The following is an 11,198-nucleotide window of genomic DNA, read 5'->3' on the forward strand; positions in this document are numbered from 1 at the left end:
AATTATGAAATCGGAAACAATCTTTTACTGGAATTAGAGGGTTTAAATTGATTAATCGAAGCCGTTCGAGAGTGACCCATTTGATTAGCTTGCCAAATTTGACCGCTATTAACCTCTAAACCCGTTAACCAACCATTCCCATAAACCCAAGTATCAATACAAATGGCATAGCCTAAATTCAGAGGTTTACCATTTGTTTGACGAGTATGACCACAAATCATGGTTTTTCCTGAAATATGGGGTTTAGCCGAATAAAATTTACTCGTCAAAAGTTGCTGACTAGATTGCTCATTTAAGGGAAGTTGGGCGTCAACATTCCCATGAACAAAAAAATGGTTTTCTGTTTCCCAATAGTCTACACAACTCTTTTCCAGAAATTCCCAATGGTGGGAGGGAATATTTTCTAAATCGGTTGTTGTTTGGCTGGTTGGATAGGAAGCTAAGGTTTCATACCCTCCCCATTTACACCAAGCATCGAACTGTTTAGGAGAATTCCGCGCTTCTAACATTAAGATTTCATGGTTTCCTCGTAACGCCACTAACTGTCCGGTTTTGTGGAGGGTGATTAATCGTTCAAGTACGCCGTTAGAATCGGGCCCTCGATCAACATAATCCCCTAGGGTAATGATTAAATCATCCGCTTGAAGTTGAATCATTGACATGAGAGTATCCCACGCCATGGAACAACCGTGAATATCCGCAATCGCAATAATTCTCATAGTTAGTCATGCACAATAACGGGGGTTCCGACCGATGCCCATTCAAACAACCATTTGGCATGATTGACTGCAACATTGGTACAACCGTGAGAAACTGGAGTCCCAAATAAATTATGCCAATAGGCTCCATGAATTGCCATCCCCCCATCGTAGTACATCGTATAGGGTACATCCGGGACGTCGTAGTCTGGGCCTGTCATGCGGGTCGTTTCATATTTGGTGTAGACTTTAAAGACTCCGGTACGGGTGGGGGTGTCCGCTTTTCCGGTGGAAACAATTACCGCATAAACGGGTTGATTTCCTTCCCAAGCAATTAACCGTTGTCGAGATAAATCTATTAAAATCCAGCGTTCTGATGATTTCTGTAATTCCATCATATTACGCGCAATTAAGTTGTGTTCTTCATTGGCGATCGCTAAATTTCCTTCGGTCAATCCTACCATAACTGTTAGAATTGCCCCCGTTGCTAAGATTTTTAAAGGCTGGAATTTCTTTAAAGAAAAGTTAGGGGTAGAATTGCATCTATTGAAGGGGTTAAAAGGGGAAAAAACGATGGGTTTTATGAAAGCGTTTGGGGTTTTCATGATCTACTCCTCTTATTGAATTCAATGCAGATGAATGGGTTGGGGGATTAGATAGAATTAGAGGTTCAAATCCCTAGAGATTGATGACCGGATCGCGACGCTATCCCTGCTAATTTCTCTTAATTACAGGGTAATTCTAAGACGGTCGATTGTCAAAGGGGATTGACAACAAATTTTGATTGCCCTTGTCAAGATTGCTTCACCGATTTAATTGGAAATTTCGGATAACTGTTGCAGGAGTATTTGGGTTTTTTGCGCGATCGCATCCCAATTTTGTTCTATGATTAAAGTAGGGGGAAATAAATCTCCGGCTAGTCCTACCGCGATCGCTCCCGCTTGAATAAAGGCAACGGCATTGTTTAACGTTACCCCTCCAGTGGGAATTAGGGGGATATTTCCCATCGGCCCTTTTATACTTTTAAGATAATCCACACCGCCAACGGCAGAAATCGGAAATACTTTAACACAACTGGCTCCAGCTTGCCATGCTGTGATAATTTCTGTAGGGGTTAAAGCACCGGGAATGATGGGAATTTCCGCTTGTTTTGCGGCTTGAATCATTGCCGGGTTAGTATGGGGAGAAAATAGAAATTGAGCCCCCGATGCGATCGCATTTTTGACATCTTCAACGGTGAATAAGGTTCCGGTTCCAATCACACAGTCAGGTAATTCAGAGCGTAACTCTGCAATTAATTCAGGAGCTTGATCACTATTCCAAGTAATTTCAATTAACCCCATTCCTCCGGTGGCGGTTGCTTGTGCCATTTGTTTTCCCAGTTGTCGTTTAGGAGCGCGGATAACTGCGATCGCGCGATATTTTTTTAGCAAAGATAACCAAATTTCAGAAGTCACTGTCAGTTTAAAATGCGTTTAAATTTTATAAATACTGTAATTATTATATCATCTTTTAAGCCCAAAAACCTTAATCACCGTCAAGGCTAGATTTTCCAAACTTGTCCTTAAAATTCCGAAGATTACCATTTACAAGCTGAAGTCTTTAAAGAAAAATCGGCTAGTTTAAAAGATCGTTTTTTTCCCTGGTTTGTTCAGATCCCTTCCCGACGGTTGTTTCTCCTCTCTGCTTAAATTAGGATTTCTTAATCTTCCTTAAGGTAAGACCCACACCACCTAAGTGTTAACTGAGTTATAATGTATTGATTATTGAGAAAGGAGCGTTAGTCATGGATCGAGATCAACGGCTAATTTTATCAGCATTTAGTCATGGTGCGATTTTCTTTAGTGCTACGATAGTCGCCATTGGAATTCCCATTGGGATTTTATTTTTCTCCCAAGATCCGGTTGTTAAAGCAAACGCGAGAGAATCGTTAAATTTTCATATTAATTTATACATTTATGGATTTGTATTCTGGATTCTCACCTTTCTATTAATCGGGTTTCCTTTATTATTAGTTTTGGCTTTGGTTAGTTTTATTATGCCCATTTTGGCAATTATTTCTGTGGTTTCCAACCCGGATAAACCCTATTCTTATCCCTTCATTTTTCGGATTATTGAAGGATAAGAGTATTGATTTTTATTCGGGAAGGTTGATCAAGTTATCTTGATCAATTGGAGTTTTTAGGTCGGGCTCATAGGTTTTAACGCTGGGAGGGAGAGACACTAAATCCTCAATATTTTTTAACATGGCTTGACAAATGGCATCAAGCTGTAAATCGTTTTCGTCATAACCAAACGGATTTTCAATTTGGCGGGCTATTTCTTCAATTCCCAGTAAGGTAAAACTAATAATCGCCACCACCAACCCTGTAAATGCTTCTAAATTATTAACAACTTTTAACGGTAAAATCAAACAATAAATTAATAAAATTTGTTGTAGATGAATTTGATAAGCCAAAGGAATAGGCGTTTTTAAAATTCGTTCACAAGCTCCTAAAACATCCACCATAGTATCTAGGAGTTTATATAAAGCAGTCAATTGATAAATATGCAGATGATGTTTTTTATTTTGATCTTGTAAATAATCGCCTATCCAAAAGGCAATTTCCAGAGGCGGATGATTCATCTTGAGCAGTTTTTGATATTGTTCGGGAGAAACTAAAGCCTCAATTTCAGGATTAATTTGTTCTCCTCTGAGATGAATTTTTGTAGCGACAGCAAAAGCAACTAATAATTTTAATACGGCAATTTTCTCATCAGTTTCACTGACTTCTTTTTCGGGAACTATTAACCAAATTTGACGGGCAAAATTTCTAACGGTATTAACTAAAGTTCCCCACAGTTTCCGACCTTCCCAAAATCGATCATAAGCCGTATTTGTTCTAAAAACCAATAATAAACCGAGAACTAAATCAGGAAAAACTAAATAGCTCAATGCTTCAGTAGGGAGGGGGAAACCTTGAATATGAAATATAGAAACTAGAATGCCCAAGGTTGTGCATAAAATTACACGGGGCATAATGGCTGGAATAACAGAGCTTTTAATACGAATTGCTAACTGAAACCAATTGTTTTCAATCGTAGACATAGAGGATTTTAACTTGTTCTTCTCCTGACCATTTTCGTTAACAGATTATCCGGCTGAAGGTCGCAATTCTACGATTTTATTTCCTTCTACAGTAGGGGTTGGGGTTTGAGCATTTAACTTTTGATTGAGTTCTCGAATTCGTCGAGATAAGAGGCGAATAATATTAATCGCAATACCTGGGGTTTCATCAATAGCATCATAAAGCTGCATTTGCGTCAATACTAGACATTCACACTGTTCTAAGGTGCTAACAGTGGCTGAACGAGGTTCAGCATCAAATAAAGACATTTCGCCAAAACAGGTTCCTTTTCCTAACTCAGCCAAATTGCGATCGCCAATATGAACTCGCACCCGTCCAGAGACGACAATATAAAGTGCTCTTCCTTCTTGACCTTCGGTAAAAATACTATGTTCTTCGGGGAAGGATAATTCATCCATGACCGATGCTAGACGGACTAAAAAATCGTCTCGCAATTCTTTAAAAATCGGGACACCCCTGACAAATAAAAGGCGTTCAACGCTGGTTAACATAGGTTTACTAAAAAATTAAAAAATTCACTTCTAGGAGGGAACAGGGAACGGGGAACAGGGAACAGGGGGAAAATCTTAACTTCTGTAGTCTGTACTCCGCACTCCATAATTCTTATCACTACTTCACTCCAAGTTGCACCATAAATTCCTCAACTTGGGCTGCGACTAAACGATCAGGATCGTTTTGTAGCATTGGCAATAATTCTATCAAAGCCCGTTGAGAGGCAATCTTTAGATATGCTAAGACGGCTTCTCGAACAAACCCGGTGGGATGGCGCAAGGACATAAGGGTTTGTTCGGCTGTTAAGCTCCAACGAGCGCTTCTAGCCAGATGGAAACAACAAGCTAGGGCCCAGTCCGATAGAAAATGACGGTATTCTAATAAACGGCGGAGGCGATCGCTCGGTTTGAGGGGTTGATAATTGACTAAATCGGATAAATTCTCCAATTTCTCGATTTTAGAGTGCTGATCGAGAACGCTAATTAAGGCGCGCTTATGAACAATATCAACGACATTATCCAGGATTTCTAAACCTCGCGCTACATTAGAAGAAGAATTAGACTGAATATTAAAAGATGCTGCTTGAATCGAGCTATGAGGATACAAAAACTTCATGAGCAGAAAGCAGCGATCTACTGCGTCAATTTCTAATCCTTCTAAGGCTCTTTTTAATAGTTGTTGAGGAGATTGCAGATCGGGGATACCGGGAGCAAAGGGATCAAAGGTATCGGAATCTTCTGAGTCCGACAGTATAGGTTTTTCTAAGGACAAATCCAGCAAAGCGGCATAAATTTGACCAATAAACATTAACTCCTGCTCAATTAAAACCTCTACCCCTGTTCGTCCTACTCGATCTAATACCCCTTCAATTCCCGCATCTTGAGGAATTTTTAGTAAAATTTTCAAGATATTGCGCCGGGTGGTTCCCCAGGAAATCATTAATTCACTGATCAACGTATCGAGGGCCTCGGTGGTGGCAATTTCACCTAATGCTGTCCAAGCTTGTAACCGCACTAAATCGGGTTTATAGATATCACTAGCTTGCTGCATTAATAGAGGAATGGCTTCATTTCCCAATCTGACAAGAGCTTGTAAGGCTGTATCCCGTGTAGAACGATAGGAGAGTGCCTTCATTAATGAGGGATAGTATTCTTCCAAATGGGTTGAAGCAATGACATCTAACAAGGCACAACGCACCCGCAAAGATTCATCCTGTAATAAATCATTGAGATAAAGCCGGAGTCCTTGTAAATAATCCGCTTCTCCCAAGGCGCGAACCCCCATCACCCGTTCCCGTTCTTGACCAGAAGTGATCATGCGTCGGATGGTGTTGGTGGCGGCGGCTTTTTGTTCGCGATCGCCTCGACGTAAAATTAAGGCGGCGGCGGTTCCGCGAACGACGGGATCAATTTTATTTTGGAGATAGGGACGCAGTTGTTCAATGTCGGGGTTGGTTTCCGTTAACCAGAGATATCGTAAGGCGAGGGCGAGAACTTCTGGGGGAAGATTGCTTTGGGTAAGGGCTCGAATGTCTTCTAAATAAGCTGGATTTGGATGATTAAGCATGATTTCTAGGCTTTGACGCTGGAGGCTAGGGGAAAGGCTGTTGAACAAAGGAGCCAGCGTTTCCCCAACATTTTTCGCATCCAGTTGACTCAAGAGTTCAATACAAGATCGCTTATCCGCGTCTTCTCCAGGTTTCTTCAAGGTTTCAACAACATTGCGCTTGAGTTGGGGCATATCGATGTCTGAGACACTCAACCGTCCCCGTTCGGCACTGCGAACCAGTAAACTGACATATTGGGCTCGAATCAACCAAACGACAAACAACCAAACCAAAGCCATTAGGATGATCAAACCCACGAACACTAATCCCTGTTCACTGTGTAACTGGGTTTCGCTAGAGTTGGGTAAAATGATACTGGTGAGCCAAAGGGTGATTAAAATCAGTACCCCCGTCACCCCCGTTGACATGGGTTCAAACACCCCGTTCACCATAGATTGAATATCGCTGCGAACGTGATCCGGTAGGGGTTGAAATAAAACGGCTCCGGTGGTTTCAATTAAGGTGTAATGGAATAATTCATCTAAAAACCGCAGGATCACAAATCCCACAAACACAGAAAATAGTCCAGTGATCCCACCTATTAAGGAAAATGTTCCTAAAATAATCACCCCAACGGGTAAAACAATGGCGGTTACAAATACCCCCGTGCGTTCAACCAAACGGCTAGAACCGAACCATTGAGTTAAGACTTGAGAAACACTTAAAATCCCTTCAAAAATTCCCAGGAAGCTAACAATGCCACTGGCTCCGGTTGCATCATTTTGAAATTCCAACTGACTAAAAAATTGGAAATCTACTAAAACATATAACGCTTCTGCTAGAACAAAAAAGGAGACTAAAGGAATGACATAACCTAAGACCGGGCCTTTGAGGTTGCGAGTGCTAAATTCTTGTTCTTCGTCTTCCGGTGTCCAGCGTGTGGAATCTGGGAAGGATTGACCATAGCGTTGAGATAGATAAAATAATATTCCGGCGGCTAGGAGTACCATCACACCGGAAACCAAGGTGACGTTATTGAGTCCAACGAGTCTTAATAGCACGGGTAGGGAAAATCCACTAATTACCCCAGCCACTAAAAATCCGCTACTAATAATCGGATAAGTGCGTTTAATTTCTCGAATATTAAACAGTTGGTTAGCGGTGATGGAATTATTTAAGTCGTTGAGAACATAAGAGGCTTCCACCCATAACCACATTAAAAATAGCGTTATAAATTGAACGCTTAACCCTAATATTTTAACATCGGATAACCCCATCCCCCAGCGAAATAAAAACAGAGGAATTGCCATCATCACAAAGATAATCACAATTGCCCGACGCAGGGGAAATACTTTTTGCAGCGACGAATAGATAAAGCCTAACCCTGAACCCATTCCTGCACTAGCGATATAGATCCAAGGCAATTTATCGGCACCGTATTCGTCCAGAAATAAGCCTACGGTACTGAGTTCTAACCAAATTAACCCCACTGATGCCAAGGTATACACTAAAAACATCAGTAGGGTTCTTTCTACTTCTTCCTGACGGAGATTCAGTCCCCGCAGCACCCCTTGTCCCACCAGAGCGGAACTACTCACTGGCTTGTCCATGCGATGCCCAAACCCCTTTGTGTGATTATCGGAAGTCTAATATTAGAGTTTAACCGATTTGTTGCGACTATCGGGTTTCAGGTTTCAGGTTTCAGGTTTCAGGTTTCAGGTTTCAGGTTGAAGAGTTGTTTTTGTTAACCCTGACACCCGACACCCGACACCCGACACCCTACTTCTTAGGCGAGAGCAACATCATCATGCTGCGTCCTTCTTGTTTGGGTTCTTGTTGCACCTCAGCCAATTCTTGTAAATCAACAGCCATGCGGTCGAGGAGTTCTTTAGCGAGGTGACTGTGTTGAATTTCCCGACCCCGGAACATAATTGTGGCTTTGACTTTATCTCCCGATTGCAGGAAGCGTTTGGCTTGATTGACGCGCACTTTGTAGTCGTGCTCGTCAATAATGTAGCGCATCTTGACTTCCTTAACGTCAATGGTGTGTTGTTTTTTCTTGGCTTCTCGAACTTTCTTTTCCTGTTCGTACTTATACTTGCCATAGTCCATAATGCGACAGACGGGAGGGTCGGCTTTGTCGCTGACTAATACCAAGTCGAGTTCTTTTTCCTCCGCTACCCGCATGGCTTCACGGGGTGTGATTATCCCAAGCTGAGAGCCATCTGCATCAATGACCCGGATTTTGGGAAACCGGATATTTTCGTTGATTGGAGGCAAATTGCGATTGATTTTTTTATCGGTCACAGGCATTAAAGAAGTTTGCAAGCGATTTATAGGATGGTGAGATAGATCTACAATTTCTTATTGTACTCACTCCCATCGATATTTTGTCCTTAATTTAACCTAAATTCCAGAAACGTTAAGATTAGAAATTGTAAAGTTATGTTTTGAGCGGAGGATGTTTGGTTAGTTCCACAGGCTGGCAACACCAAGTTGGGTATCAACGGGATTGGATTTGGCGAGGTTGGCGCATTCGCTATGCTTATAATCGCCCTCGTTTGTCTTCTTCCTCAATTCCCCGTTACCCGATGATTTTTTTACATGGGTTTGGGGCTTCTATTGGACACTGGCGATACAATTTAACTCAATTGAGTCAAAGCAATACCGTTTATGCTTTAGATTTATTGGGGTTTGGAGGTTCTGAAAAAGCGATCGCTCCCTACACGGCTCAGTTATGGGTGGAGCAAGTTTATGATTTTTGGCAAACATTTATCGGAGAACCTGTAATTTTAGTGGGAAATTCCATTGGTTCTTTGATTAGTTTAATGGTGGCTTCTCAATATCCTGAATTAGCGAAAGGATTAGTTTTAATTAGTCTTCCTGACCCTGGATTACAGTTAGAAATGTTACCGCCCTGGGCAATTCCTGTGGTGGAAACGGTACAAAATATTGTGGCTTCTCCTCCAGTTTTAAGATTATTCTTTTCTCTTGCCCGTCGTCCGAGTTTTATTCGTCGTTGGGTAAAATTAGCTTATGATAATCCCAATGCGATTACTGATGAATTGGTTGAAATTTTAGTAACTCCTGCCCTGGAACGGGGTGCAGCACGGGCGTTTTGTTCTGTTTTTAAAACAATGGGCAGCCCTCGCTTAGGGCCTGCGGTTAAAACTTTATTCCCTCAATTAAATGCGCCTATTTTGTTGCTTTGGGGTTTACAAGATCGATTAATTCCCATTCAATTTGCCAACCCTCGTCAATATTTACAATATCACTCGAATTTAAAATTAGTTGAGTTGGAAAATGCTGGACATTGCCCCCATGATGAATGCCCGGAACGGGTGAATGCTGAAATTTTAACTTGGCTGAAGGAAAGCTTTGATTGGGGTTAAGGGTTGATGTTTTTATGTTGAATATTAAATCAAGTGTACCCCCATATCAGCCCTAACAATATTGTCTCATTCCAGGCGGCGTTTGTCAAGTTCGTCAGTTACCTTCTGAATTGATAGAATCTATAGCAAACAGATTTGACAAAAATCATGAGATTTATCAACCCCAAAACGGACTACGCTTTTAAAAAAATATTTGGTTCTACCGAAAGCAAAGACATTTTGATTAGCTTTCTCAATGCCTTGGTTTATGAAGGTAATTCTACCATTGAAGACTTAGAAATTATCAATCCCAACTTACCGCCTAAAATCGCCGATTTTAAAGATACCTATCTCGATGTTAAAGCCAAACTGAATAACGGCACACTTGTCCTTATTGAAATGCAGGTTTTAAACGTGCAATCTTTTGGCAAAAGGGTTTTGTTTAATGCGGCGAAAACCTATTCTTTTCAATTGCAAGCTGGAGAAGGGTATCGAATGCTTAAACCCGTTATTGCTTTAACAATTACTGATTTTGAGATGTTCCCAGATCAGGAGCAAATGATTTCTCGTTTTGTTTATCGAGAAAAATCTGAAGGTTGGTACTATCATGATAATGATATTGAGTTATTATTCGTTGAGTTACCTAAGTTTACCAAAGAACTCGACCAGCTTGAAACCATTACCGATAAATGGATTTACTTTATCAAATTTGCGCGATCGCTGACATCTATTCCTGAAAATATGGACGATATTCCTGAACTACACCGAGCTTTTGAAATTGCTAATCAAGCCGACTTAACGGCTGAGGAGTTAGAAGATTTAGAACGTCGGGAAATGTTTATTTATGATCAGCAAGGAGCGATCACCCTGGGACGTGAACAGGGACGCGAGGAGGGACGCGAGGAGGAAAAGCGTGACATTGCTCGAAACCTACTGGATCGACTGAGTGATGAAGCGATCGCTCAAGTCACAGGATTAAGTCTAAAAACCGTTCAAGAGTTGCGCTCTTAAAGTGAGTCATGATTAACTATTGAGGAAAAGTAATATTTAAGAAAGGAAACTGTGCTTTGATGTTCCAATTTTGTCCATCATGAATTAATAACGTTAATTCAGAGACAGTAAACTCAAAATAAATCGGACGTTGGGCAAATTCTGGCCATGCGGTTTTAAATGCTGTTGGAGTTAAATCTTTAAACGCTACGGTTATATGAGGAGAAAAAGAACGTTTTTTCGAGACTTCATGAACAATATTAAGTTGTTGTTCTAAGTCATTCATTAACGCTTGTTGAAGATTAATTAATTCAGGGGTTTTGATTACATTCACAAACAGGACACGAGGCGGAAAGGCATTAAACCCTGACAAAGTTATAGGAATAGGGGAAGAGTTAAGGGCAAATGTAGTTAAATGGTGTTCTAAAGTTGTCAGGTCTTCTATTAACCATTTAAACGGAGGTTGTAAGGTAATATGAGGTGGAGATTTTAACGCATGACGACTATTATAGGTTTGGGCAAAATAATGTTTAATTTCTGTAATTTGATTTTGAATTTTTTGTGGGGGAAGTAAAGCAATAAAAAACAGTCGTTCTGAAGGTTTCATAAAATTAATCTATAGTAGGGAACAGGGAACAGAAGGGAGAAGAAAATAGGGAATAGGGGGTGAAAAAAGTTATTATTTGTAGCAAAAAGTTAAGGACTTCATATTAGGTAGTGTTTGCGATCGCTCGATAGGTTCTGTTATTATTTAAGGGCTGAACAGCATACATTAACTTCTTTCTCTTGAATTTTCTCCATTTTCTTAACTTTTCTGATCGATTTTGCAGCCAACGGAAAATTTATATTATCATTTAGGTAGTAGTACCAACCCATGGCAACTTCTTGTTCATCGTAAGCATCTACAATGATTGCGTAGGTAATGCGTTCTTCCCTGCGTTCATCCTTTTCAATACTAGCCATAACTTTAATT

12 protein-coding genes are annotated in these 11,198 nt (G+C 40.7%); 3 read left to right on the top strand and 9 right to left on the bottom strand.

Annotation, left to right across the window (positions count from 1 at the left end; genetic code table 11):
- Positions 1-2 precede the first annotated feature (2 nt).
- The 3 genes from H6G57_RS00690 to H6G57_RS00700 all read right to left on the bottom strand — a co-directional run bounded on the left by H6G57_RS00690 (position 3) and on the right by H6G57_RS00700 (position 2,155).
- On the bottom strand, positions 3-719 hold the full coding sequence (locus tag H6G57_RS00690) for a metallophosphoesterase (protein ID WP_190515212.1): 717 nt from the start codon (positions 717-719) through the stop codon (positions 3-5).
- A 2-nt stretch (positions 720-721) separates the two neighbouring features.
- Complete coding sequence (locus tag H6G57_RS00695) at positions 722-1,303, bottom strand: L,D-transpeptidase (RefSeq protein WP_375539499.1); 582 nt, start codon at positions 1,301-1,303, stop codon at positions 722-724.
- A 207-nt stretch (positions 1,304-1,510) separates the two neighbouring features.
- Positions 1,511-2,155, bottom strand: a complete 645-nt coding sequence (locus tag H6G57_RS00700; RefSeq protein ID WP_190515214.1) for a bifunctional 4-hydroxy-2-oxoglutarate aldolase/2-dehydro-3-deoxy-phosphogluconate aldolase — start codon at positions 2,153-2,155, stop codon at positions 1,511-1,513.
- Positions 2,156-2,484: 329 nt separating this feature from the next.
- On the opposite strand from H6G57_RS00700, the gene H6G57_RS00705 reads away from it, so the two are divergent.
- Positions 2,485-2,823 (top strand): DUF4870 domain-containing protein, encoded by a 339-nt coding sequence (locus H6G57_RS00705; protein WP_190516252.1) that lies wholly within the window; start codon positions 2,485-2,487, stop codon positions 2,821-2,823.
- Positions 2,824-2,835: 12 nt separating this feature from the next.
- Here H6G57_RS00705 and H6G57_RS00710 read toward each other — a convergent pair whose 3' ends face one another.
- From H6G57_RS00710 to infC, 4 genes are all read right to left on the bottom strand, one after another.
- Positions 2,836-3,786, bottom strand: coding sequence for a bestrophin family protein (locus tag H6G57_RS00710; protein ID WP_190515216.1), 951 nt, complete (start codon positions 3,784-3,786; stop codon positions 2,836-2,838).
- A 45-nt stretch (positions 3,787-3,831) separates the two neighbouring features.
- Positions 3,832-4,317, bottom strand: a complete 486-nt coding sequence (locus H6G57_RS00715; protein ID WP_072718411.1) for a Crp/Fnr family transcriptional regulator — start codon at positions 4,315-4,317, stop codon at positions 3,832-3,834.
- 118 nt (positions 4,318-4,435) lie between these two features.
- Entirely contained in the window at positions 4,436-7,474 is a 3,039-nt protein-coding gene (locus tag H6G57_RS00720; RefSeq protein WP_190515217.1) for an MFS transporter, read from the bottom strand.
- Between the two features lie 169 nt (positions 7,475-7,643).
- Positions 7,644-8,177 (bottom strand): translation initiation factor IF-3, encoded by a 534-nt coding sequence (gene infC / locus H6G57_RS00725; RefSeq protein WP_190516254.1) that lies wholly within the window; start codon positions 8,175-8,177, stop codon positions 7,644-7,646.
- Positions 8,178-8,329: 152 nt separating this feature from the next.
- On the opposite strand from infC, the gene H6G57_RS00730 reads away from it, so the two are divergent.
- Together H6G57_RS00730 and H6G57_RS00735 are read left to right on the top strand one after the other, a co-directional pair.
- Positions 8,330-9,256, top strand: coding sequence for an alpha/beta fold hydrolase (locus H6G57_RS00730; RefSeq protein WP_190515219.1), 927 nt, complete (start codon positions 8,330-8,332; stop codon positions 9,254-9,256).
- A gap of 147 nt (positions 9,257-9,403) precedes the next feature.
- Positions 9,404-10,246, top strand: a complete 843-nt coding sequence (locus tag H6G57_RS00735) for an Rpn family recombination-promoting nuclease/putative transposase (protein ID WP_190515221.1) — start codon at positions 9,404-9,406, stop codon at positions 10,244-10,246.
- A 16-nt stretch (positions 10,247-10,262) separates the two neighbouring features.
- Here H6G57_RS00735 and H6G57_RS00740 read toward each other — a convergent pair whose 3' ends face one another.
- Together H6G57_RS00740 and H6G57_RS00745 are read right to left on the bottom strand one after the other, a co-directional pair.
- A complete protein-coding gene (locus tag H6G57_RS00740; RefSeq protein WP_190515222.1) occupies positions 10,263-10,832 on the bottom strand; it encodes a 2'-5' RNA ligase family protein in 570 nt (189 codons plus the stop codon).
- A 140-nt stretch (positions 10,833-10,972) separates the two neighbouring features.
- Positions 10,973-11,188 (bottom strand): calcium-binding protein, encoded by a 216-nt coding sequence (locus H6G57_RS00745; protein WP_190515224.1) that lies wholly within the window; start codon positions 11,186-11,188, stop codon positions 10,973-10,975.
- Positions 11,189-11,198 lie beyond the last annotated feature (10 nt).

Origin of the sequence: Planktothrix sp. FACHB-1365 (assembly GCF_014697575.1) — a bacterium.
GTDB lineage: Bacteria > Cyanobacteriota > Cyanobacteriia > Cyanobacteriales > Microcoleaceae > Planktothrix.